23 protein-coding genes and 2 pseudogenes are annotated in these 23,419 nt (G+C 68.4%); 12 read left to right on the top strand and 13 right to left on the bottom strand.

The window, feature by feature from the left end:
- Positions 1-581: 581 nt before the first annotated feature.
- Entirely contained in the window at positions 582-1,622 is a 1,041-nt protein-coding gene (locus AB0I15_RS64635; protein ID WP_358120084.1) for an NADP-dependent oxidoreductase, read from the bottom strand.
- Positions 1,623-1,842: 220 nt separating this feature from the next.
- Here AB0I15_RS64635 and AB0I15_RS64630 point away from each other — a divergent pair.
- Positions 1,843-2,172, top strand: a pseudogene (locus AB0I15_RS64630) (aldehyde dehydrogenase family protein); the annotation flags it as partial.
- A 110-nt stretch (positions 2,173-2,282) separates the two neighbouring features.
- Here the strand turns inward: AB0I15_RS64630 and AB0I15_RS64625 are convergent.
- The gene (locus AB0I15_RS64625; protein WP_358120082.1) at positions 2,283-2,921 is read right to left on the bottom strand and encodes a maleylpyruvate isomerase family mycothiol-dependent enzyme; all 639 of its coding nucleotides are present in this window, start codon (positions 2,919-2,921) and stop codon (positions 2,283-2,285) included.
- A gap of 91 nt (positions 2,922-3,012) precedes the next feature.
- On the opposite strand from AB0I15_RS64625, the gene AB0I15_RS64620 reads away from it, so the two are divergent.
- Positions 3,013-3,663 carry a TetR/AcrR family transcriptional regulator gene (locus AB0I15_RS64620; RefSeq protein WP_358120079.1) on the top strand — a complete coding sequence of 217 codons (651 nt, stop codon included), beginning with the start codon at positions 3,013-3,015 and terminating at the stop codon, positions 3,661-3,663.
- Here the strand turns inward: AB0I15_RS64620 and AB0I15_RS64615 are convergent.
- On the bottom strand, positions 3,645-4,619 hold the full coding sequence (locus AB0I15_RS64615) for a WYL domain-containing protein (RefSeq protein ID WP_358120076.1): 975 nt from the start codon (positions 4,617-4,619) through the stop codon (positions 3,645-3,647). The genes AB0I15_RS64620 and AB0I15_RS64615 overlap by 19 nt on opposite strands.
- Before the next feature lie 52 nt (positions 4,620-4,671).
- Here AB0I15_RS64615 and AB0I15_RS64610 point away from each other — a divergent pair, with 52 nt between their 5' ends.
- Positions 4,672-5,829: an epoxide hydrolase family protein gene (locus AB0I15_RS64610; protein ID WP_358120074.1), complete on the top strand. Its 1,158-nt coding sequence runs from the start codon at positions 4,672-4,674 to the stop codon at positions 5,827-5,829.
- Between the two features lie 335 nt (positions 5,830-6,164).
- On the opposite strand, the gene AB0I15_RS64605 is transcribed toward AB0I15_RS64610, so the two are convergent.
- Positions 6,165-7,022, bottom strand: a complete 858-nt coding sequence (locus AB0I15_RS64605; RefSeq protein ID WP_358120071.1) for an RNA polymerase sigma factor — start codon at positions 7,020-7,022, stop codon at positions 6,165-6,167.
- Between the two features lie 128 nt (positions 7,023-7,150).
- On the opposite strand from AB0I15_RS64605, the gene AB0I15_RS64600 reads away from it, so the two are divergent.
- The 4 genes from AB0I15_RS64600 (at position 7,151) to AB0I15_RS64585 (ending at position 11,369) form a co-directional block, all read left to right on the top strand.
- On the top strand, positions 7,151-7,471 hold the full coding sequence (locus AB0I15_RS64600) for a helix-turn-helix domain-containing protein (protein ID WP_358120090.1): 321 nt from the start codon (positions 7,151-7,153) through the stop codon (positions 7,469-7,471).
- A 118-nt stretch (positions 7,472-7,589) separates the two neighbouring features.
- Positions 7,590-8,396, top strand: a complete 807-nt coding sequence (locus tag AB0I15_RS64595; RefSeq protein ID WP_358120068.1) for an alpha/beta hydrolase — start codon at positions 7,590-7,592, stop codon at positions 8,394-8,396.
- Positions 8,393-9,169, top strand: a complete 777-nt coding sequence (locus AB0I15_RS64590; RefSeq protein ID WP_358120065.1) for a MerR family transcriptional regulator — start codon at positions 8,393-8,395, stop codon at positions 9,167-9,169. The genes AB0I15_RS64595 and AB0I15_RS64590 overlap by 4 nt, the downstream gene beginning before the upstream one ends.
- A gap of 319 nt (positions 9,170-9,488) precedes the next feature.
- Positions 9,489-11,369, top strand: coding sequence for a CocE/NonD family hydrolase (locus AB0I15_RS64585; protein WP_358120062.1), 1,881 nt, complete (start codon positions 9,489-9,491; stop codon positions 11,367-11,369).
- A gap of 260 nt (positions 11,370-11,629) precedes the next feature.
- Here AB0I15_RS64585 and AB0I15_RS64580 read toward each other — a convergent pair whose 3' ends face one another.
- The 5 genes from AB0I15_RS64580 to AB0I15_RS64560 form a co-directional block, all read right to left on the bottom strand.
- Positions 11,630-11,887 (bottom strand): DUF4158 domain-containing protein, encoded by a 258-nt coding sequence (locus AB0I15_RS64580; RefSeq protein ID WP_358120060.1) that lies wholly within the window; start codon positions 11,885-11,887, stop codon positions 11,630-11,632.
- 602 nt (positions 11,888-12,489) lie between these two features.
- The gene (locus AB0I15_RS64575; protein ID WP_358120057.1) at positions 12,490-13,692 is read right to left on the bottom strand and encodes a hypothetical protein; all 1,203 of its coding nucleotides are present in this window, start codon (positions 13,690-13,692) and stop codon (positions 12,490-12,492) included.
- Positions 13,693-13,975: 283 nt separating this feature from the next.
- Positions 13,976-15,628, bottom strand: a complete 1,653-nt coding sequence (locus tag AB0I15_RS64570) for an IS4 family transposase (protein WP_358120054.1) — start codon at positions 15,626-15,628, stop codon at positions 13,976-13,978.
- A gap of 785 nt (positions 15,629-16,413) precedes the next feature.
- On the bottom strand, positions 16,414-16,599 hold the full coding sequence (locus tag AB0I15_RS64565) for a Hin recombinase (protein WP_358120051.1): 186 nt from the start codon (positions 16,597-16,599) through the stop codon (positions 16,414-16,416).
- A 127-nt stretch (positions 16,600-16,726) separates the two neighbouring features.
- The gene (locus tag AB0I15_RS64560) at positions 16,727-17,284 is read right to left on the bottom strand and encodes a TetR/AcrR family transcriptional regulator (protein ID WP_358120048.1); all 558 of its coding nucleotides are present in this window, start codon (positions 17,282-17,284) and stop codon (positions 16,727-16,729) included.
- A 111-nt stretch (positions 17,285-17,395) separates the two neighbouring features.
- On the opposite strand from AB0I15_RS64560, the gene AB0I15_RS64555 reads away from it, so the two are divergent.
- The 4 genes and pseudogenes from AB0I15_RS64555 to AB0I15_RS64540 all read left to right on the top strand — a co-directional run bounded on the left by AB0I15_RS64555 (position 17,396) and on the right by AB0I15_RS64540 (position 19,684).
- Complete coding sequence (locus AB0I15_RS64555) at positions 17,396-18,439, top strand: aldo/keto reductase (protein ID WP_358120046.1); 1,044 nt, start codon at positions 17,396-17,398, stop codon at positions 18,437-18,439.
- A 268-nt stretch (positions 18,440-18,707) separates the two neighbouring features.
- A pseudogene (locus tag AB0I15_RS64550) lies at positions 18,708-18,998 on the top strand (recombinase family protein); the annotation flags it as partial.
- Between the two features lie 31 nt (positions 18,999-19,029).
- Positions 19,030-19,389, top strand: coding sequence for a recombinase family protein (locus tag AB0I15_RS64545; protein ID WP_358120044.1), 360 nt, complete (start codon positions 19,030-19,032; stop codon positions 19,387-19,389).
- Between the two features lie 106 nt (positions 19,390-19,495).
- On the top strand, positions 19,496-19,684 hold the full coding sequence (locus AB0I15_RS64540) for a helix-turn-helix domain-containing protein (protein WP_358120087.1): 189 nt from the start codon (positions 19,496-19,498) through the stop codon (positions 19,682-19,684).
- A gap of 223 nt (positions 19,685-19,907) precedes the next feature.
- On the opposite strand, the gene AB0I15_RS64535 is transcribed toward AB0I15_RS64540, so the two are convergent.
- Positions 19,908-20,087, bottom strand: a complete 180-nt coding sequence (locus AB0I15_RS64535) for a CPBP family intramembrane glutamic endopeptidase (protein ID WP_358120041.1) — start codon at positions 20,085-20,087, stop codon at positions 19,908-19,910.
- A 6-nt stretch (positions 20,088-20,093) separates the two neighbouring features.
- Here AB0I15_RS64535 and AB0I15_RS64530 point away from each other — a divergent pair, with 6 nt between their 5' ends.
- Positions 20,094-20,633: a hypothetical protein gene (locus AB0I15_RS64530; protein WP_358120039.1), complete on the top strand. Its 540-nt coding sequence runs from the start codon at positions 20,094-20,096 to the stop codon at positions 20,631-20,633.
- Positions 20,634-20,936: 303 nt separating this feature from the next.
- Here the strand turns inward: AB0I15_RS64530 and AB0I15_RS64525 are convergent, their stop codons facing one another.
- The 3 genes from AB0I15_RS64525 to AB0I15_RS64515 all read right to left on the bottom strand — a co-directional run.
- Positions 20,937-22,235, bottom strand: coding sequence for an FAD-dependent oxidoreductase (locus tag AB0I15_RS64525; protein ID WP_358120036.1), 1,299 nt, complete (start codon positions 22,233-22,235; stop codon positions 20,937-20,939).
- Entirely contained in the window at positions 22,225-23,079 is an 855-nt protein-coding gene (locus AB0I15_RS64520; protein WP_358120033.1) for an alpha/beta hydrolase-fold protein, read from the bottom strand. Before AB0I15_RS64520 ends, AB0I15_RS64525 begins: the two co-directional genes overlap by 11 nt.
- Positions 23,076-23,419: amidohydrolase family protein (locus AB0I15_RS64515; RefSeq protein ID WP_358120031.1), on the bottom strand; the 344-nt coding region annotated here is incomplete at its 5' end. The genes AB0I15_RS64515 and AB0I15_RS64520, both read right to left, overlap by 4 nt.

Genomic DNA, 23,419 nt, shown 5'->3' with positions numbered 1-23,419 from the left:
CGAGCAGAGTCTGAAGCGATCACGACCGCCGAGGTGGGACCTTGATCGGCGTGTCACCACAAACAGGGCAAACCCAATCTGCTACGGCACTAGTCCCGGCGCGAGACTTCGCGATCACATCCCGATCGAACGCGTCCAGGAAGAAGAACTTCTCCAGATCCGACAACGGCGGCAGCTCCTCGAACGCCGTGTACGCCCTGACCTGGTCATCAGACAAAAACCCCACAGGCATGGGTGACAACGGTAGACATGATCACCGATCACCGTCAAAGCGACGATCGCGTCAGATATCTAAATTTCACGGCCGATCTGATCACATGCCGAAGCCAGACGGCCACGCTTCGCTCAAGATCATTCTCAGCGCCAACGGCTGTTCCTGGGTTCCTCAACCCCGGCATGGTCGAGAGCTAGTGGAGAACCAACGGCTGGAGTGCCGTTGCGACGCGACTGACCGGTAGAACGCCGTGTACGACCTCGTCCTGCTCGCCTTCGGCCCGCCGGAGGGGAGCCATGAGCGGTGAGCTCCGGCCAGTGAGGCCCGGCCGGTGAGCCCTGACGAGGGCGCACCGGCTGTCGCCGTCTCAGCCGGCGGCGTCGATCCGTACCAGCGTTTTGCCGATGTTGTCGCCGCGCATCAGCCCGGCCAGCGCCACCGGCGCCCGCTCCAGGCCCTCGACGACCGTCTCCCGGTGGCGGAGGCGGCCCTCCCGGATCCACGCCCCCACCTCCCGCGTCATCTCGGGCAGCAGGTGGGCGTTGCTGCTGGCGCGGAAGCCGCGGATCGTCAGGTCGTTCGTCACCGCCAGCATGAGGTTGGACGGTCCCGGCGGCGGCTCAGGGGCGTCGTACTCGGAGATCATGCCGCAGATCGCCACGCGGCCCCCCTTGCGCAGCGCGCCGAGCGCGGCCCGCAGGTGGTCGCCGCCCACGTTGTCGAAGTAGACGTCGATTCCGTCGGGTGCCGCCTCGCGCAGCGACTCCGGGATGGAGCCGGCCCGGTAGTCGAACGCGGCGTCCAGGCCCAGCTCGTCCAGGAGGTAGCGCACCTTCTCAGCGGAGCCCGCGCTGCCGATGACGCGGTGCCCGCGGATCTTCGCCATCTGCGCCACGAGGCCGCCGACGCAGCCCGCCGCCGCGGAGACCCACACGACGTCACCCTCCCGCAGGGCGGCGATGTGGAAGAGCCCGGCGTACGCGGTGAGCCCGCTGGCGCCCAGCACACTGAGGTAGGCCTGCGCGGGTACGCCCTCGACGTCGAGCCTGGTGAGCGTGCCCACGCCGCCCAGAGCCTGACCGCCCGCCTCGACGAGCGAGTAGTCGCGCCACCCGGAGGCGTGCCAGACGGTGTCACCCGGTGCGAACCCGTCGACGCGCGACGCGACGACCTCACCGACCGTCATGATGCCGTCCATCGGCGCGCCGAGCGGGAAGGCCGGGAAGTAGCCCGGCGGCGACTTCTCCCTGAGTCGCAGCCGCAGTGCGGCGTCGGCGGAGGTCCACGTGTTGCGGACGAGCACCTCGCCCGGCCGCGGATCCCGCACGGGGACCTCGACGACGCGGAAGTCCGACGGACGGATCTCGCCGCGCGGGTACGCGACCGGCTGGACCTCACGGCCGATCACGGCCGCACGCCTTCGCGTGCCGCCCCGGCTGGCGGCAACCCCGTGGTCCTGCCGCACCTCTGGCCAGAGTTTTTCATGAACTGAATTCGTATCATGCAGTGTTCGGCCCGTCCATCTCTGGCGGTCCGAGCAAGGCATACGTGCGACCAGGGTTCCAGAATTGAAGGAGGTTTGATTTGCGTATGGACTTCGGTTAGCTTCACGGTCTGAAGGCGACGCCATGGAAGACCAGCGCCACGATTGTCGGCCTCGGGATCACCGAAATGGGCAAGATCTACGCTACTTCGTCGAGCCGACGGTCTTCGCCGACGTGGACAACGGCATGACCATCGCCCAGGAGGAGATCTTCGGCCCGGTCGTCGCCGTGATCCCCTACGACGGTGAGGACGAGGCGGTCGCGATCGCCGACGACTCGGCCTACGGGCTGTCCGGAAGCGTCTGGAGCGGCGATCACGAGCGGGCGCTGAGACTGGCCAAGCGGGTGCGCACCGGCAGCATCGGCGTCAACCAGTCCAGGCTCGACCTCGGCGGGCCCTTCGGCGGCTTCAAGTGCTCTGGCCTGGGCCGGGAGTACGGACTCGAGGGGATCGACGGATACGTCGAGCTCCAGCAGGGTGAGGAGGATCCGGTGTCCTCGACTCAAGGACTGTTGCTCAGCCGTCACCCATGGTGCGCCTTTCCCTCTTGTGTCAGTGCGGGGACGCCGGGGCCGGTCAGCTCCGCTGCACCGACGGGCCTGCCGGACACCGCCAGCAGCAGCGCCAGGGCGGTGCCGCGCACCGCCGGGCCCTCGCCGGCGTCGAGACCTGCGTCGGTCGCGATCAGGCGCAGTCCCTGGGCGCGCTCCTTGCCTCCGCCGAGCGCCGCGCTGCTGGCGAGCTGGTGACGCAGCGCGGCGGCGACGTGCGCGACCGGGTAGTCCCGGCTCAGGCCGAGCGGGCGCCGGACGTCTTCTCCGTGCACGAACGCCTCGACCAGCCGGGTGGCCTTCGGCGCCGGGGCGCTGGTGGTCCTGCGACTCGCCGCCCGGAACGACTTGAGCGTGAGCCGTGGTTCGGCCGCCCGCTCACGGGCGACGCCCGCGTTGTTGCAGCGGTCGAAGTCGAAACGGGCCGCGCCCAGACGCAGCACGAAGCGCAGGCGGGTGGTCTTGGCGTCATCGGCGAGATGCGCCACGACGTCGTGGACGTCCCAGCCGGCACACAGGGACGGCGTGGCCCACCGCTCGGCCGGGAGGCCCTCCAGGTCTCGGATCAGTGCCTCGCGTTCAGCATGCACCACGGTCCAGATCTCGTTCACGTGTGCCCTTTCTGGAAACCATCAACTGAACTGAACTGTACAGGAAAGTTGCTTCTGTACTCAAGAGTTCACCTGCGGGTAGGATGCGGGCGTGGGCAGAGAGAGCACGAGATCGTCGGCGCCGTCGGGCAAGCGCGCCGAGCGGAACCGGCAGGCCATCGTGACCGCCGCACGCGAGACGTTCACGCGTGAGGGGTTCGACGCCGGCATGGACCTGATCGCCGCCGCGGCGGGCGTGTCCAAGGTGACCGTGTACAACCACTTCGGCAGCAAGGAGGAGCTGTTCACCGAGGTCATCGGTCAGGCGATGGGCGAGGCGCACACGACGATGGCGGAGGTCCGGGCTCGCCTGGCCGAGACGGGTGACGTACGCGAGGCCCTGCTCCACACCGCCCGCGCCCTGGTGATCGCGGCCACCGATCCGTCCAGAATGGCGCTGCGCAACCTCGTCACCGGCGAGCTGCGCCGCTTCCCCGAGCTGGGCGAGGCCTACCAGCGGCGCGGCCCGGCCCAGTCCGCCCTCGGGCTGAGCGCGGTGTTCCGCGACCTGTGCGAACGCGGCCAGCTCGCGATCCCCGACTTCGAGCTGGCGGTCATCCAGTTCTTCAGCCTGACCATCTACCCGCATCTGATCGTCGGCTCGATCGGCTCCGGCCTGCGCCAGGATCTCGCCGACCGCCTCATCACCGAGGGCGTCGACCTGTTCCTGCTGCGGTACGCGGCTCAGCCGCCTCCGGGCTGAACGCCTCCGGCGGCCGCATCGACGAGGCGGTCGCCGAGCGCGCGGATGTGCCGGATGAGTTCGGGCGGTTCGTGCACCTCGAACGGGACGCCGAGCTGCGCGACCCACATGGCCAGCTCGTCGAGCGAGTGCGATCCGGTGCTGAGGACGCACGCGTCGTCGCCCGCCGGCTCGACCACCGCCATCGTCGGCGGCATCCGGGCGGCGACGGTCTCGGCCGGGGCGTGCACCGTGAACCGGCCGCGGTAGCGGTAGGGGTCGACGGAGATCCGCTCCGAGACATAGCGGACCAGGTCGGCGCCGGGTGGCTCGCGGGGCGTGAAGCGGGGCCCGTTCGGGGTGTGCAGGCGCAGCCGGTCGACGCGGAACGTACGCCAGTCGCCCCGGCCGGTGTCCCATGCCACCAGATACCAGCGGCGGCCCGAGTTCACCAGCCGGTACGGCTCGGCGCCGCGCCGGTCCCGGGTGCCGTCGTGGGAGCGGTAGTCGAAGCGCAGGCTCTCCCGGTCGCGGACGGCCGCGGCGATCGCGGTGAGCACGGCCGGGTCCACGGCCGCGGCCTCGTCCGCCAGCGGGACCGTGACCGACCGCAGGTCGCCGACGCGGTGCCGGAGCCGGGACGGGAGGACCTGTTCGAGCTTGACGAGGGCGCGTACCGACGTCTCCTGGATGCCCGCCACGCCGGAGACGGCGGCGGTGCCGAGCCCGATGGCGACCGCGACCGCCTCGTCGTCGTCCAGCAGCAGCGGCGGGAGCCCGGCCCCGGCGCCGAGCCGGTAGCCGGGTGCGCCCGCGGTGGCGTGCACGACGTATCCGAGCTCGCGGAGCCGGTCGATGTCCCGCCGGATCGTGCGGGGCGAGACGCCGAGTCGTTCGGCCAGCTCGGCGCCCGGCCAGTCTCTGGGCGTCTGCAGCAGCGACAGCAGCCGCAACAGCCGCGCCGAGGTCTCCAGCATGACGTCCATCCTAGGACCGGATCTGGCCTAACCGGTCTCTACCCTGACAGACATGAACGATGAACACCCGCACATCCACCCGTTCCGGATCGACATCCCGCAGGCGCAGCTCGACGACCTGCGCAACCGGCTGGCGGCGACCCGCTGGCCGGACGAGCTGCCCGGGGTGGGCTGGTCCTACGGGGTTCCCGTCGGCTATGCGAAGAAGCTGGCCGGGTATTGGCGCACCGGCTTCGACTGGCGTGCCGCCGAGGCGCGACTGAACGCCTTTCCGCAGTTCACGACCCGGATCGACGGGCAGAACATCCATTTCCTGCACGTCCGCTCCCCCGAGCCGGACGCGCTGCCGCTGATCGTCACGCACGGCTGGCCGGGCTCGGTCGCCGAGTTCCTGAAGGTCATCGGCCCGCTCACCGACCCGGCGGCACACGGCGGCGACCCGTCCGACGCGTTCCATGTCGTCGCCCCGTCGATCCCCGGGTTCGGCTTCTCCGGTCCCACCACCGAGACCGGCTGGGACCTGGAACGGGTCGCGCGGGCGTGGGCGGAGCTGATGGACCGGCTCGGTTACCGGCGCTACGGCGCGCAGGGCGGCGACAGCGGTTCGGTCATCTCGCCGATGCTCGGCCGTACCGCACCCCAGAACGTCGTCGGCGTGCACGTCAACGGCGCCCTCGGGTTCCCGACCGGCGACCCGGCCGAGTTCGGGGGGCTCTCCGAGGCGGAGCTCGCCCGCCTCGGCCAGTACCAGGACCAGGACCAGGCCGGGTACGCGATCATCCAGGCGACCCGGCCGCAGACCCTCGCGTTCGGGCTGCACGACTCGCCCGCGGCGCAACTGGCGTGGATCGTGGAGAAGTTCAAGGAGTGGACCGACCCGGCCCGCGAACTGCCCGAGGACGCGGTGGACGTCGACCAGATGCTCACCGACGTGAGCATCTACTGGCTCACCGGAACCGCCGCCTCGGCCGCCCGCCTCTACAAGGAAGGGCAGAAGGGCTGGGGCGCGGTGGCCGAGTACTCGCCGCTGCCGCACGGCGTCGCCGTCTTCCCCGGCGACGCCGGCGTCCGGCGGATCGCCGAGCGCGAACACCACGTCGTGCACTGGTCGGAGTTCGACCGGGGCGGCCACTTCGCCGCGATGGAGGCGCCCGACCTGCTGGTCGAAGACGTCCGGTCCTTCTTCCGCCTCCTCCGGCCAGGGCTCTGACCGCGCCTGCCCCAAGCCCCGACCGGCCCGACCGGCAACGGGCTACCCGTAGCTGATCCCGAAACCCCAGGTGGGCGCGCTCGAACCGGCCTCGTCACGGGAGCCCGTCCACCAGCACATCGACGTCGGCGCCCGACACCGCCACGACCACCAGGCCGCCGCCGTCCGAGTCGGCTTCACCGTCATCCCGTTCGAGTCGGAGTGCGACCGGCCTGCACAGCGTTGTCAGCCGGCCGGTCCCATCCGCATGGGGCCGGCCGGCTTGCCGTTGCCCGGTGATGAGGCACCGGCGCTCCCCATCGATCGGCACGAGCGCCTCGCGCTTCGGGCCATGATCACGGGATGGGCCGATCGCTGAGCCTGCAGCCACGCGGCCGCTCCGGCCTGTCGTCGGTCCAGCCCGCCTCAGGTGCCCACGCCGCGTAGTACAGGTAGGTCCCCTTGGTGAGCCCCTCGGCGCCCTCGGCCGCGATCGCGGCATCCGACGCCAGAAGGGTGCCGGTCTTGGGGTCGAGGATGGTGGTGTAACGCTCGGCCACGTCGTCGTCCGCGCCGAACTGGGTGGAGAATCCCTCGCTCTCGATGAAGGTGACGGCAAGGCCTGGACGTCCGAGTGGGTCGTCGACCGTTCCGCCTACCTTGGTGGTCGGCAGTTCGGCCAGGAGCCGGAGGGCGGCCGCCCGTACCGCCGGGCTGACCGGCATCCCCAGCAGCGCCGACGTGCGGGACAGGAACTGCTCGAAGCTCTGACGACCCGGATCCGCCTGCCAGTGGCCGCCCAGCGCGCTGAGCAGGACGACGTCGCGGTCCCTGCGATTGAGCCCGGCCAGCGCCCCCGCCAGCCTGCCGGTCAGCTCGCCGGCCGCCACCCGCGTCAGGGTCGCGTCCTCATGGCTGTGCTCCAGCCGCTCCGCCGCTCGGCTGAGCGCCTTCCACTTGCGGACCTCGGTACGGTGGTGGCGCGCGACGAGGTGCGTGGCGATCCCGTACAACCAGGGCCGCACCTCGCCACGCGAGGCGTCGTAACCTCCCCGGTACGCGGCCAGGAAGACCTCGGCGGCCAGGTCGTCGGCGATGTCCTCGGACAGCCGCCTGGCGATGTAGCGGTGGATGCCCGCGAAGTGCGTGGTGAAGATCTCCTCCCAGTCGGCCCGGAGATCGGGCGGGTCGGTGAGGTCGGATGGAAGGGCCATGCAGGCAACTCCGCTGGGGTCGAATGAACGCTGAACATCATTAGTTGCCCGAAGCCTCACAGCACTTTCACGCGGCCGACCGCGACCAGGGAACGTCGGCACACTCACGAGCCGATCGGGTCAAGCGGATGCGCGGGGTGGGACCGCATGTGATCGAGCAGAGCATCGACACCGACACGATGGACGGCCTGGCCTCCGCCCGTGCGCGCGGCCGGGTCGGGGGCCGTCGCCCCCGCCTCACCTCCGAGCAGGCAGCGTCGGCCCAAGAGTTGTACGACGCGCGAGTCAAGACCGTCCAGCAGATCGCTGACCTGTTCGGTGTGCCGCGCTCGACGGTGTACGGGCATTTGAAGGGCGACACGCCAACTGAAGGAGGCCCGGGGGGAGGTCGTGGTCGGGATGCGGGGTTGGGGGTAGTTTGTCGTGACTGGCCTACCGGTCCCGAGTAACTGCCCGCCTTGCGTTCAGACGACGTCAGGCGCTTGGTCGCATGCCCTCTCGGCGGATGGGCGGGAGGCCTGCGCCTGGGTTTGACCTTGACCCTAGGTCAGGGTGCACGCTGAACAGGTGAGCAACTTCAACTCCGCCTGGACCGGCATGCTGCCGGTCGACGACACCGCGCTGGCCGTGACCGACACCGGTGGGCCCGGCCCTTGCGTGATCTACCTCAATGGCCAGTTCGCCAGTCAGGCGTACTGGCGGCAGGTCATCACCGATCTCGGCAGCGAGTACCGGCACATCACCTATGACATGCGGGCCCGCGGCCGATCGAGGCGTTCGGCGGCGGCCGCTTCGTTCGAGACGCATGTCCGTGACGTCGGCAGCGTCCTTGCGGCCAGGGGCGTGGACCGGGCGATTGTGGTCGGCTGGTCCTACGGCGCGGCGGTCGCGGTGCACTGGGCCGGCCGGAATCCGGACCGCGCCCTGGGGGTGGTGCCCGTGGACGGCGCCTACCCGCACGACTACCCCGACGCTCCCCCGGAACGGGTCCGGCAGTTCTGGCGCCGGATGCGCTGGCTGCTGCCATTGCTCTCCAGGCTGGGCATGGCCGCGAAGATGTCCGCCGATCAGCATGCCCAGAGCAACATCGAGCTCATCGAGATCAGCGCCGCCCTCGGCCCGATCCTGGACGGTGTGACCGTCCCGGTCCGGTACGTGGTCGCCACGGGCGCCAACCTCGGGGGCGGCCATGATGAAATGGAAAGCGCGCGCGCCACCCTCACCCCGGTGCTCGCCCGCAACCCCGACATCAAGGTGAGTGCGAAGGTCGCCAGCAACCACAGCAAGATCGTACGCAAGGACTTCCGCGCGATCGCGGACGCGGTTCGCGAACTCGCCGGCACCCCACGAGCACGGGGCCGGCAGAGCAGATGACGGACGGCGTCACGATCGGCCAGGCGGCGGCCTTCGCCGGCGTCACGGTGAAAGCCATCCGGCACTACCACCAGCACAGACTGATCGACGAACCCCGCCGCGACAGCTCCGGCTACCGGCGCTACGGATCGGCCGACCTGCTGCGACTGGTCCAGATCCGGACGCTGGCCGCCGCCGGCGTACCGCTGGCCGAGATCGGGGCGGTCCTCGACGCCGATCCCGACCGGTTCGCCGACGCACTCGTCGACGTCGAACGGCGCCTCACCGACCGGATCGACGATCTGATCGCGCGGCGTGACACGCTGCGCCGGCTCGCCACCGGCGACCGGGCCCTGCTGCCCGATCGCGCTCTCGCCCTCCTGGACAGGGCCGCCGATCTCGGCTTGACCCCGGACGACGTGACGATGGCCAGGGAGGGCCTGGTGCTGATCAAAGCCCTGGTGCCGGAGGGCTTCGACGACTACATCTCCCGAATCGAGCGCGCCCTCGACGACCCTCGGTACATGTCCTTGATCACGCGCATGTGGCGGGCCGCCGAGTGGGAGCCGGACGACCCCCGCATCGACGAACTCGCCACGGCCATCGCCGACCACTTCCTCGCCCATCCCGCGCAGCTGCCCATCCCGGCCGGACTCCAGGACCGCACCGACAGTGCGAGCCGGTACAGCCTGCTCACCCACCACGGACACGAGCAGAAGCCGGCCTGGACCCGACTGACCGCGTTGATCGAAACGCGTCTGCGCTCGGCCGGCATCGACTTGACTGAACTCTGAAATCGCATCCTTGGCTTCCACCGCGTAGGCCGGGCCCACTCCGGCCTCTGAGCCAGGGGCACTCTGGCGGCCCACGGCGCAGCCGTTGGCTTTGGGTCCCTGCCAGCGGCTTCTTCCTGGTCAGCCGCCGGGTCATGAGCGTCGCCGTCGAAGCGGCCGCCCGCACCCACCAGAGCCGGCCCAGCCTCACTCTGCGGACATGGCCCGCAAGATCACCGAAGTCCTCGACGCCGCTTGACGGGCTTGTCCCGAGGTTCTCGCCGGACCCCCCGTGCTGCGGCGCTTCATCGACAGCAGTTACCAGCCCCAAGGAGGGCACATGTCCAGTTTGAAACGGCGAAGGTTCCTCGCCGTCGTCGCACTTGCGATTCCGCTCGTGGTCGCCGCTGCTCCCGCCGCGTCCGCGACGGCGAAGCCGAAGATCAAAGTCTCCGGCGGGCTCACGCAGCCCGTTTTCTCCTACGAGAATGCCATCCGTGAGCACGTCCGGGTCCAGTCGACGGTCGACAGTGACGGCGACGGTAAGAAGGATCTGGTCCGGGTGGACATCATCCGGCCGAAGGAGTCAGGTCCCGGGCTCAAGGTTCCGGTGATCATGCACCAAAGCCCGTATTTCGGTGAACCGGGTGTCGGCTTCGAGGTCGAAAAGAAGAAGTACGGCGCGGACGGGAACCTGACGAAGTTTCCGATGTTCTACGACAACTACTTCGTGCCGCGCGGGTACGCGTTCGTGTCCGTGGACATGATCGGCACCCGGTTGTCGGACGGCTGTCCGACGAGCGGCGGCCCGTCCGACGTGCTGGGCGGCAAGGCGGTCATCGACTGGCTCAACGGCCGGGCGACCGCCTACGACGCCAAGGGCGCTCCGGTCAAGGCGTCCTGGACCACAGGCCGTACCGGGATGATCGGGCACTCCTATGAGGGTGCCCTCGCCATGGCAGTCGCCGGCACCGGGGTGCGAGGGCTGGAGACGATCGTGCCGATCGCGGGGCCGAGCAGCTGGTACGACATGTGGCGCGCGAACGGCACCCTCACCGACATCAAGGACGGGCAGGCCTGGATGGCCGCACGGATCGACGAGGATCCGGACGAGAAGTGCGCGGCGGTGCGCCGGCGCATGAGCGAGGGCTCTGACGACGCCACCGGCAACGACAACGCCTATTGGCGGGAGCTCGACTACCGGACCGGGCCGGTCTCGAAGGCGAGCAACGTGCGCGCCAGCGTCTTCTCGGTGATGGGGATGCAGGACCGGAACGTGATGGCCGACCAGTTCTCCACCTGGTGGACCCGACTGCCTCGCGACGTGCAGCGCAAGGCGTGGGTGACGCAGTACGGGCACCTCGACCCGTTCTGGGCTCGCCGTGAGGTGTGGGTCGACACCCTGCACCAGTGGTTCGACCACGAACTCATGGGCGTCTCCAACGACATCACGCGCCGGCCGCGCGTCGACGTGCAACTCGGTCCGGACCGCTGGATCACCCAGGCCGACTGGCCCGCACCCGCGGCGCGGACGACGACCCTGCGGCCGCAGCAGAACGGCTCCCTGGGCCGCAAGCCCTCGACCGGGACCGGCAGCTACCTCGACACCGCCCAGACTGAGATCGCGATGGCCGACAACCCCGACACCGCCGACCCCAACCGGCTGGCCTTCCTGACCCCGCCGTTGAAGAAGGCGATGCGGCTGTCCGGGACGCCGTCGGTGAGCCTGCGGGTCACCCTGAACGAGCCGACCGCCAACCTGGGTGTCGTGCTCGTCGACTACGGCACCGATCCCCGCATCAACTACCGCGAACGCAGCGCGACGTCCGCGGAAGGCCTGAAGTTCATCGGCGGTGAAGACTGCGTCGGCCAGAGCACGGACGATGACGACGGCTGCTACCTCAAGGCCGGCGACAACGTGGCGACTTCCGACTTCCACGTGGTCACCCGGGGAATCCTGGACGCGCAGAACCACGAGTCGCTGAGCCGCCAGGCGCCGCTGACGCCTGGCAAGGCCTACCAGGTCACCTGGAAGATGCTGCCGCTGGATTACGAGTTCAAGGCCGGGCACCGGCTGGGCCTGATACTGACCGGCACCAACGACGACCTCAACCTCGACGAGAGCAGCAACGTCGAACCCGGCACCGGGGCCAAGGTCACCGTCGACCTGGCCGACACGTCGATCTCGCTGCCGCTGGTTACCGGCACAACCAGCAAGTAACAGCAAGATCGACACTCGCGATCTTCGAGGTGGTGCCCGCCGGCACCACCTCGGTGTCACAGATCCCTTCTTCCCACGCCAGATGCGCGCCTTGCCCGGCGCGTAGCCCCCACCGCACCAGCACCCGATGCGCCTCAGCCGTCCGCAGCGAGGCATACACCGGCGTGACATCCTCACCCAGCTCCAGGCATCGCCGTACGAGGTGCCACCACACCGGCGGCCTCGGTACCGCAGCCGCTCCTTATCGAGGTCGACCTGCATCAGCCGCGCGCGGCGGACTTGGCCGCCCTCATGCCCGGCGCCGAGCCCACATCGTCGGGCACGAACCCGAGCCACGGCAGCCTACAGAGCTGGACCAGCATGCCCAGCTGGTCCACGGAGCGCCGCCCGCGGCCTGGATCGACGAACGCCATGTCAGCCGCCGTCGGTGTGAAATACCGGATCAACTCATCCGCGCTGATCTCCGGGAACGAGCGCAGCCGCTCCAACTGCTCCTCGGAGAACATCTTCTCTGACAACGCACCACTCCACGTGCCGTACCGGACAAAACCGGAACGAACGCAGCGGCAGTGATCATCAACCCGCCACCGGAGGTCAACTCCTCCGTTACCGCAGGTCAGGCGCTACTTCGTGGGAAATTTCTTCATTGCTACCGGGCCCCTTTCACTTGTCCGCATGAACCCGATCCCCGTGACCGGCGCCTTCGGCGGTCGCATCGAACTTGATCCGCATGGTCGGTCTCGAGGATCCCGACCACCCTGTCGATCCACCCGACGACCAGCAGCGACACCGTCGGCGGACGGCGCCACATGCCGATCGCCGTCACCTTTCCACTCCCCCGCGCGGCACAACCGATCAGCATGGTCGGCACAGACCGACACACCCTCCAAATAGAGGACCGCCGCCGGCGACATCGCCGACTGCCGCGCCGGACAGCACGCCCACCGTGTCGATCACCCCGTACCGGCCCGCGGGTCGCCCCTCCGCCACTGCAGGCCCCATCGATCCCTCAACCTCGACGCCTGAGATCGCCCCGGCACTCTCACGAACGCGGCGCACGAACGGGACATTTCATGTCACATGATCGTCCATCGTTCATGCGGAACGTGGCCCCTTATGCTCACGACCCCGAACGCAACTCCGCCGCGACCGCCCGTTCCCGCAACTGAGCCGCCTCCGCCCGCGCCACCTCCAACTCGGCCCGCACATCCTGCAGCCGTGCCCGCTCCAACCTCAACTCCCCCTGCAACCCGTCCCGCTCCTTGACCACCTGATCGGCTCGCGACTTCTCCCGCGAGACCAGCTTCCGCTCCCTGACCAAGGCCGCCGCAGCCTCCTGCTCGACCTCCGCCACCTTCCCGTGGAGCCGCTCCACCTCACCGGCCGCCTGCGCGGCGTCCTTGAGCGCCACAGCCCGATCCCGCTCAGCCTCCGCAGCGGCCCGCTCCGCCTGAACGGCCCTCTCGACCGCGCGCTCCCGCTCCTGCGCCGCAGCCCCCTCCCGCGCCTTCGCCCCGACCACCTCACGCTCAGCCTGCTCCCGCGCCCGCAAGGCCGCCGCCGTCTCCTCCCGGGCGCGACCACTCTCCTCCCGCGCCCGCTCAGCCTCCCCCTCAGCCTGTACGGCCCGCGCCCGCGCCTCCTCAGCCCGCCGATCCGCCATCTCGACCCGCTCGGCCAACTCCGCAACGGCCTGATCCCTGGCCTGCTCCGCCAACTCGACCTGCCGGACCGCCTCCTTGGCCCGCCGCTCCGCCAGCTCAGTGCGCCGCTTGGCCTCCTCGGCCGACTGAATCGCCTGCCGCTCGGTGCTCGCCGCCTCCCGCAACGCGGCCAGAGCCTGCTCCCGAGCCCGTTCGGCATCGTTCAGCGCGGTCTCCCGCTCCTGCTCGGCCTCTTCAAGCCGCCCCCGCATCTCAGCGGTCTGCCTTCGGGCATGCTCGGTGGCCTCCCGCGCCAGCCGTACCTGCTCAAAAGCCTGCTCCCGCTCGGTCCGCGCGATCGCCACCCGCGTGTGCGCCTCAGCCTGCACCGCGCTGAGCTTCGCCTCGACCCCGGCAGGACTGAGCTCATCGGCCAACGCGCGAGCAAGCGGCTCGATGGCCGCCGCCAGCCCGGTCTCCATCCGGTCGTACAACTGCTCGGCCCTGGCCAACGCCCCTTCCAGCCCAGGCGTGGCCCGCCGCAGCTCCCGCTCCCGCTTGGCCGCAGCCTGACAGTCCTTCTCCGGACAGTACGCTTTGGGCCGCCCTCTCCCCCGCCGCTGCTCGATCGAAGCACCGCAATGCTTGCAGGGCGTCACCACACTGGTCTCCGCAGTCACCGCTCCAGCGTACCATTTTCGATTTTCCAGAAAATCAAAATCAAAAAACAAGATCCGTTGCGCAGCGACAACCCTTCCTCAACTTGCGAGAAGGCAGAATTCCCGAAAGTAACCCCGAGCTGACCGTCCCTGCTCTGTCAGACTCTCTGTGTTGTGACTGCTGTTGCACAGCGGCTGCTGGACGCCCCCCGTTGTGACGCGCAGGCTGAATGTCAGCGGAAACGCTGACCTGTGACAACCGACGACGCAAACCTACGACGGAGGTTCCCCCAAGGCCAGGTAGTTAAGGTTTCTGGGCTGCTGGCAAGAGCGCCGGGGAGAGCGGCCCGGCAGTGTAGACACCCGGCCCGATCTTGCAGATGAGCTGGCCGTCGGCCCAGCGCGACAGCTGCCGATACATGGTGTTCAGGGTGACATCGCCGAGGTGATGGGCGATGTCGCAGGCCCTCCAGGGGCGGTTGGGGTCTTGGTGGAGGAGGGCCAGGACGTGTTGTTGTCTGCGGCGGTCGGCCGGGGCGATGGGCCGCTCGTCTCGGGACGCGGTAGGCAACGTGGGCGGGGGTGGCAGGAGGGTGATGTCGAGGTCGGTGATGGTGCGGCTGTGGTCGGGTCTGCCGTCGTCGAGTCGTTCGTTGTAGCGGGAGATGGGTGATTTCACCTTGCGGGTGCTGACACGCGGGCGGCGGGGTGGCAGCAGCGCAGCCAGGACACGGCGTCCAATGGCTCCGACCAGGCCGGTGGCGTTGCCGGGGTTGTCGCCTGGCCGAATGACCAGGTCGCGGGCGGCGTGCAGGGCGATGGAGAAGCCGCAGCGGTCAGGGTCGGTCCCGGGCCGGGACTCGGCGGCGTCGACCATCACCGTGCGCAGGAGCTGGTAAAGCGTGAGCACCGACCACATCTCCTGCTCCAAGCCGGCGGGGTCGCCTGAGCGCAGGATCCGACCCTGCATGATCGTGTGGCGGAGTGCGTAGTAGGCCGATTCGTGTTCCCATCGCTGATGGTAGAGCCTGATCAGGGCGGCGGCCGGGTAGCGGCGGGCGTCGGTCAATGTGGTGGCCAGACGGTAGGTGCCGGTGAAGGTGGTGCCGTCGGTGCAGGTCACTGTCACGCGGGCCTCGATGATGCGGATCTGCAGATTACCGATCATCGAGAGATATGAGCCGTCGGTGAGTGTGGCCAGGACGGGGGTGCGCCGGTTGCTGCGCAGCCGGCCGAGCACCTGGGCGCCGGTGGCGCTGACCTGGGCGAGGAAGGCGTTGCTGTCGAAGCCCTTGTCCCATAACACGAGCATGTCGGGCGTCAGCAGGTGCAGCAGGCGCCGAGCATAGCCGGTCTCGCCTTCGCTGGTGGGGCCGAAGACCGCGCCGATCAGGGCCCGCGTTCCGGTCTCCACCAGCGTCATCAGTTCCAGCAGTGGGTAGCCGCCGTGGCCGGGGCTGCCCAGCCAGGCCCGGTTACGGATGGTGTCGGGGGCCTTGAGCGAGCTGCAGCCGTCGAAGGAGACGGTGCGGTAGGCCCCGAACCGCGTTCCTGGAGTCCGGGGCTGAGCCAGCGGTCCGCTCAGCACCTCGAACAGGCGCTGCATCGGTGCGCCGCCGACTCTGCGGCGCAGGTCTCGCAGGGCTTTGGCGGTGGGGGTCATGGCCGGCAGGGCGGTCAGCGAGGCCGTCAGTTTCTGCCAGACCAGCAGGTAGCCGACCTCGGGGAACAGACACATCGCCAGCAGGAAGTAGACCCCGACACGCGAGGGCAGAGCGCGCAGACGACGCTGCACGCTGCGTGTCTCATCAAGGACCGCATCGACGAGCTCGAACGGCACGAGCCCGGTCAGCTCACCCAAATGCCCGGGGGCGAACAGTAGCCCGGCTGCCGAGCGGGGCGAAGAGTCCGTCTCGACAGCGCGGGAAACAGCAGAGCTGGCATACTCGGCAATCAACGGAGATCCAGTTCTTCGACGGCTGGTTGTGGAAGATCACCGTTCTACTGGATCTCCGTCCTCATGTCCTGAGAACCCATGTCCTTGACGGCACCACGAAAGCCTTAACTACCTGGCCTTGGGGGAACGCCAGGAGTTCGGCTTCTCCGTTGGTGAGCTCGTGCAGCACAATGACCTCCACGGCCGCTCTTCATGATCCTGATCTTGGCGATCCAGATCGCGACAGGGCGGCCGTGGTCATGCACAGCGAGTTGCAAGATCGCGATCTACCCCAACATGGCCATCGGGCTCTACGGCTTCCAGAGGTCGCACTACGTGACCACTCCCCGCCGAGTGCGCCAGACCCCGGTAAATAGCCGGGATTTCGACGCTATTTGGCCGGGACGAGACACGCTGCTGCCCGCCGGTGTAAGGGCTGGCGACAGCGGGTTTGGCTTGGCTCTGGCCGTGGGAGGCTCAGGTGCGGGGTGGTGGCGCACCGTTGCTGCTCGCGGTGGTTGCGCCAGGCGTAGCAGGCCTCGGCGATCAGTTCGGGCGTGCGGGGCCGGGCCGACACGAACTTCAGATCACACCTCATCACGATGCCGGCCTACGGCTCCAGCATCGGGCGTCTCCGGAACGGTCAACGACGAGCTCTCATCCATCAGGGCCTGCAGATCTTTATCAGATCATGGCTTGCGGTAGGTGCCCGTGTTGAAGTACCCGTACAGGGTCACGTCGTTGCCCTTAGGGGCGCCGTGAACCAACATGACAACCAGCCACCATACATGTCCTGAGCTGCGGAATCAGCTTCCCGCTTCCAGCTCCGCTCGCGCCGTCGGCTGTTCGACGGCGGGGCGGCCTGTCGCGAGTTCGGGAATGTATTCGTAGTTGATCGAGTGGCTGACGCCGAGCAGGCGGGCGATGGACGAGACGGTGTTCTCCGGCCCGGTGAGCAAGTCCCGGGCATGCCGAACCTGCTCGGGGGTCATCACTGGTGGACGGCCGAGACGTACACCGCGAGCCTTACGGCGGCCAGGCCCTCATGGGTGCCTTCCGCGATCAACTCATGCCGAAGGAACGGTGGCGGGGCTGGTGCGGATTGCGATCGCTTCGCCGTCAGCGCCGCAGACTGTCGATGATCAGATCCAGCAGCCGTTCGGCCTGCTCCTCACCGGCCTGGCCGGGCGGCACTCGCCACACGCAGCCCATCATCAGCAGAACATCGTCGGGATCGAGTCCGGGGCGGATTGTGCCGTCCCCCTCTCCCGCACGGAGGATCAGGGTGATGGCCTCGATCACCGGGCCGTAAGTCTCGTTGGTGATGGTGTCGTGGCCGGCCGCGCTGAGAGCGTCGCCAAGGCCGCGCTTGATCCTTATGTACCCGGCAAGGCGCTCGAACCACTGCCGTAGTGCGATCAGCGGTGGCCCGGCTTCGAGTAGTTCCGGAACCCAGTCCACGAGCCGCTGAACCTCGGCGCGGTACACGGCGAGCACGAGCGACTCCCGGTTGGGGAAATGCCGGTACAGCGTGCCCGTGCCGACGCCGGCCTTCTTCGCGATCGAGTTCAGCGACGCGTCGCCGTCCGCGGTGAGTGCGTCGCGTGCGACCTCCAGGATGCGGGCGCGATTGTGCTGGGCGACGTTCCGCTGCGCGTCACGGTTGGGCTGGGACATCCGGGCCTTCCATGGAACCTGCTGTTGCCAGGCGGAGAGTTCTCCGCTAGCGTTTCCGGCATAGCGGAGAGTTCTCCGCCTAAGTAAACCACAGGCACTGGAGGTACTTCCATGCGCTACATCAAGCTCGGCCGCACCGGCCTGGACGTCTCGCCCATAGCCATCGGCGCGATGACGTACGGCGAGCCCGGCCGCGGCCACCCCGCCTGGTCGCTCGGCGAGCAGGACAGCCGCCCGCTGATCAAACACGCGCTGGAGGCGGGGATCAACTTCTTCGACACCGCGAACATGTACTCGCAGGGCTCCAGCGAGGAGATCCTGGGCCGCGCGCTGCGCGACTTCGCCAACCGCGACGACGTGGTGATCGCGACCAAACTGCGCCACCCGATGCGATCGGGCCCGAACGGCAAGGGCCTGTCCCGCAAGGCGATCATGACCGAGATCGACCACAGCCTGCGCCGCCTCGGCACCGAGCACATCGACCTCTACCAGATCCACCGCAACGACCCGAGCACACCGCTGGAGGAGACTCTGGAGGCACTGCACGACCTGGTCAAGGTCGGTAAGGTGCGCTATCTCGGCGCGTCGTCCATGCACGCGTGGGAGTTCAGCAAAGCGCTGCACACCCAGCAGGCCCACGGCTGGGCCCGGTTCGTGTCCATGCAGAACCACTACAACCTGCTGGCCCGCGAGGAGGAGCGAGAGATGCTCCCGCTGTGCGCCGACCAGGGCGTCGGCACCATCGTGTGGAGCCCACTGGCGCGCGGCCGCCTTGCCCGAGCCTGGGACAATGCCGCCACCCCCCGGTCGCAGACCGACGGCGGCTACGCCGACATGCTCTACTCCACGCCGGACAGCGACCGGCAGATCATCGACGCCGTCGGCACCGTCGCCGAAGGCCGGGGTGTCAGCCGCGCCCAGGTGGCGCTGGCCTGGCTGCGGACCAACCCGGTGGTTACCGCGCCGCTGGTCGGCGCGAACACCACCCGGCACATCGACGAAGCCGTGGCGTCACTGGACGTCGAGCTGACCGCCGAGGAGATCTCCCAACTCCAGCGACCGTACACGCCTAGGTACGACTTCCAGGGCATTTCCAGCGACGCCGAGCTGCAGCGGATCGCAGCCCAGGTGCCGCAGCTCACTACCGCGTCCTGAATCCCGTTCGGACAATCCACAAAGGACCATGAGGCGATGCCTCGCGCAGCGGCGCAACCTCCGGTGCCGGCGCCGTCCTGCCGCCGGTGCCAGCCGTGGTCTACGTTCCCGGGCGGGCGATTGGTGTTCCGCGTACTCCCGGCCGACGCACAGCTCGACGATAATGCTTCGACCAGTTCAGAACATGGTGTGAGCATGTCGGAAACGGTCGTCTGCCGACACTTGCCGGATCGACCACGGAACCCCAGGTGAGCGCTGTCGATAAATCGTGTCGCTTTTCAATGTCGGCGAAACAGTCTGCGGACTAGATTTCGACACAAGCTGTTTGGCTGCGCGCGGGTGTCGACTGCGGACCAGAACCCCGACCCACCAGATCGACGCGCTGTTGCGCGCTGGTGTGGCGCGGGAGAACATCCATCTGGACACCGCCTCCGGGTCGAAGGCGTCCCGGCCCAAGCTCGATCTCGTCCTGCAGATCCTACGAGAGGGCGACACGCTGAAGGTCGCCCGCTTGGACCGGCTGTCGCGGTCAGTGTTGCATCTCGTGACGCTCGGCGCGGATCTGCGGACCCGGGCCGATCGGCCTGCACGTGATCGAGCAGGGGATCGACACCGACACGATGGAGGGCCGCGCGATGTTCGGCATGCTGTCAGTCCTGGCCGAACTCCAACGCGAGCTGATCGTCGCCAACACGATGGACGGCCTGGCCTCCGCTCGTGCCCGCGGCCGGGTCGGCGGACGTCGGCCCAAGCTCACCACCGACCAGGCCGCGCTCGCCCAGCAGCTGTACGACGCCAGGATCAGGACCGTCCAGCAGATCGCCGACCTGTTCGGCGTGCCCCGCTCCACCGTGTACGGGCATCTCAACAAGGACACGACAGTGTCCTGGCAACCGAAAACGAACATCCCGCAGAAGGCGAGGCCGGTGGTGGCGGACGATCACCGATGAGGGGAATGTTGTAAGTGTGGCGGCGCACGAGCGGGTCGGGCCGGAGAGCGATGGTGGCCCGCCCGTGTCGCTGAGCGGCCTGACCGAGCAGCAACGGCTGCTGGCGATGAAACGATGGCGGCTGCTTCGTCCGCATGTCGAAGAGGACGTGCCGCTGTCACAGATCGCGGCTGGCAGCGGGACCCCGGAACGGACGCTGAGGCGCTGGCGTGCTGGCTACTGGGCGTCCGGGCTGGCTGCTCTGGCGCGGCGGCGAATTCCGGTGGCACGCTCGAGGAAGTCGCCTCATATGTAAGCTGCGTGCGGATCAGATTCGTCGAGTATCGGGATCGGCTCTCGAGTTTCAGTAACTTACCGATCGCTATACCGTAGACCGCGAACTGGACCAGTGATCCTGTCAGAGACTGCCATGGAACTTCGCCTTGCTGCAGGGCCGTGCCGAGCTCCCCGGCCGCCGCAAGAGGCGTGAACGCCACGACATTATTGACGACATGCATGGAGATCGCTGCCTTCAGCCCTTAAGGCGAAATCGTCAGCCAGCCCATGAACATGCCGAAGGTGAAAACCTCCACAATTCCCCAGCCGGTGTAACCGTGCAGTGAGGCGAAGACGAGGGAGCCGATGACAACCGCAGGCCATGGGCTTTCACATCCTGCGCCAGCGGGTACGTCTGGCGCGGCGCGCGGTCCAGCGACCACGTCTGCGTGGACCCGGCCGTACGCGACCGGACGCGGTCGGAGAACGCCTCCGGGGTCTGGCACGCGTGCACGACCGGGTTCGTCTGGCGGGAGGCGTACACCGGTGACTACCGGTGCGTGGTCCCCAGCTCCCGCTCCCAGGCGCGGCAGGACAACGGCAGCGCGGCCCGCAGGCTCGCCTGGGTCGTCATGATGAAGCGCAACCACGCCGGTAACGGGCCCTCGTGCGACGGTGAAACCTGCTCCACCACCAACGAGGGGCCATACCAGACCGTGGGCGTCCGCGGCTACTACCTGACGCCGGGCACCCAGGTCGCCGTCCAGGTCAGGCGCGCCTCGGATGACCGGGTGCTGTGGCAGGGCCGGGCCACGGCGCAGTCGGGCGGTAACGGACCGGCGGGCAGCTACTCGGTCGACACGGGGCGGGTCCTGTGCGGTGGCAGCTCGTTCGCGGCGCCGCTCACCGCGTACGTGGTGGTGCGCGGCGGCGGCGGGCAGTGGTCGCCGCGCGTGCCGATCGCCTGGCGGTCCTGCGGACTGGTGTGATCAGCGTGCCGGGGTTCCGGCCGGGGCCCGGTGAGGATCCTCGCGTTGAGCACCGTGGTGACCTTGAGGGCCCATTCGCTGCCGTAGCGCCGCCCGTTGTCGTATCCGTCCAGGCGATCACCGGCCGGCTGCGAGCGCGGCGATGTCCGCGCGGAGCACTCGATCGCCTTTGACTCGCGGTCGAGCCGTTCACTGTCGCCTTTGAGATGACGGCCGCGTACGCCACCCAGCCCGGTAGGCAGACGCTGGACCACGGCTGGGCATCAAGGTCGCCCGGATGCAACGCCTCGTATGCGTTCCGGCTCAGCCCATCACCGTGCCCGTGTTCGCGGTGTTTCGGTTGCGCTTACGAGAGAACGCACCCAGGTCGATTTCCAGGCCGGTGCGCGGGGCCCGGAACCGGACGGGCGACGCGTCATGGTCGACTCCGTTCTCCACCTGGTTGATCAGTTCCGTCATCAGCTGACCCACGACTGGCGCGTTCTTGAATTGGTTACCGCTCGTTCCGATCGCGAGGTAGAAGCCCTCGAGTTCGGTGCGGTCGTAGATCGGAGTCCAATCGTCGGCGACATCGTAAACGCCCACCACGCCGCGGGCCCGGTTGGGCACCTCCAGGTCGGGCAACCGCCGCGCGGCCCGCGTCACCTGAGCCCCGAAGACCGCGGCCGTCGGGTGGATGTCGACGGCGTCCGGGTCGTCGGTCCACTGCATCGGATCGCACTCCGGTTCCGTTCCGCCGACGAGCAGGTCCCCTCCTCCTTCACCGCGGAAATAGGTGCCCAGATCCATGTCCGCCACCACGGGCCCGCCGTAGCCCTCCGGGACCGACACGTGCGCTACTTCCTGCCTCATCGGGCGCACACCGACCGTGAAGTCGGAACCCACGCCGGCCAACCGATTCAACGCGCCGGACCACGGACCGGCCGCGTTGACCACGACGGCACAGGGAATCCGGGTGCCGTCCGACAGCCGCACCGCCGTCACGCGCCCGTCGGCCTTCTCCAGCGCTGTCACCGTGCTGCGGAAGCGGAACTCCGCCCCGCACGCCGAGGCCGCGGCGGCGAGGTTTACGGCGGCGAGGCTTGGGTCCGAGACGTAACCGGCATCCGGGGTGTACACGCCACCGAGCGATTGTTTCGCGTCCTCCCAGAATTCCTCGTCGTCGAGCCGCTTCTGCGGCCAATAGCGGCCGACGTCGATACCTGGAACACGCTCGGCCAAGGTCGCGCTGTCCCATTCCTCGTAGGGAACACCGATCTCATCGAACAACGGAAGCCACGACGTACGCGGAGCCGCCTCGACGTCCAGCATGACCAGCCCACTCTTGCGGAACATCGCGAGGTCGCTGACATCGTGCCCGAGATGGCCGGCCCAGTCGAGCCAGCCGAAATGCGCCTCCCACGCCGTTGCCACCCCGGCGTTGGTGGAGAAGTTGAACCGAACGACCGCACTCGATGCCGAGGTCGACCCCTGTCCAGCCCCTGGGGCCCGATCGAGCGCGATAACCCGGTGCCCCGCCCGTGCAAGCTCAAGGGCGATCGACGAACCGATCACCCCTGTGCCGATCACGACCACATCGGTACTCAGGCGCTTACCGGGCACGGCAGGTCCTGAGGTAGCTGAGGAACGAGGCCTGCAGGCCGGTCACATGCGTTTCGCGCAGGACCGCGCTGGTGACGGCTCCGCTGCGGGCGGTCAGGCGGTGCAGGACGGTGGCCGCGTTCTTCGTGAGGTTCTGGTAAATGGCCAGGTCTCCGAGAAGCTCTCGGTCGTTGACGGTCAGGTGAAGCTTGGCGGCAGGCAGGCTGTTGCCAAGCTCTTCGAGCCGTGCGAAGACCTGACTGTCTTCACTGGCAACGCCGGGACTGCCCGCTCCGATGGTCTCGAAGAGCGTGCAGTCGGTGAGCCAGGTGTAGAGACTGAAAAGTCCGCCGTAGGAGTAGCCGAAAAGGCCGTGACCGCTCGTGGCTGTGCCGTAGTCGCGTTCGATTCGCGGGTGCAGTTCCGAGGTAAGGAAGCGCAGGAAGGCATCGGCGTGGGTGTCGCGTAGTTCGGCGAGGTACGCGTCGGCTTCTTCGCGTGTCCTCGCGCCCGCTTGAACTCCCATCTCCACGGCATCGATGAGCTCCTTGGCGATGGGCTCGCCAGGTGGCACGAGGTCTCTGTTGCGCAGCCGATCCCAGTGCTGCGCTTCCTCGCCTGCGTAGCCGACGCTGACTTGGATGTATGGCTGGATCTTTTGCATGGGGTCCATCTGGGTGACGATGAGCGGAGCCGTCATGCCCACGGCCCAGTTGCCGTCGAGCACATAGACGACAGGCGCTTGCGTCCCGGCGGGATCGTAGCCCGGTGGTGTGGTGACCCAGACGCCGTAGTCATGCCCGCCGCCGGAACGCATTTCGAAGTAGTCGGTGTCGGCGAGGCAGCCCTGCCACATGGTGCTCATCGGAGGTCCTTCACAACTCGGCCGGCCTGGAGAACGAGGACGGCGTTGGCGGGGTCAGCGAACAGTTCGGGGTCTTCGAGCGGGTTGCCGTTCCAGAGCACGAGGTCTGCCTGCATGCCGGGAGCGATGACCCCCACCTCGTCGGACAGGCCAAGGATCTCAGCGTTGGTCTTGGTGGCTGCCACGAGAGCCTCCATCGGCGTCTCGAGCGCTGCACGCAACCTGAGCTCCTCGCCTCGACGGTCCTGAACCGCGCCGGGTTTGTTGGAGACCGGGTTACCTGGCTGGGGCGAGAGTAGCTGAGTTGATCTCTGTTCGGTAGAGGGCTTCGTATTCGGCG

The organism is Nonomuraea sp. NPDC050643 (assembly GCF_040654715.1).
Classification (GTDB): domain Bacteria; phylum Actinomycetota; class Actinomycetes; order Streptosporangiales; family Streptosporangiaceae; genus Nonomuraea.
This window is presented reverse-complemented; position numbering and strand designations above follow the sequence as displayed.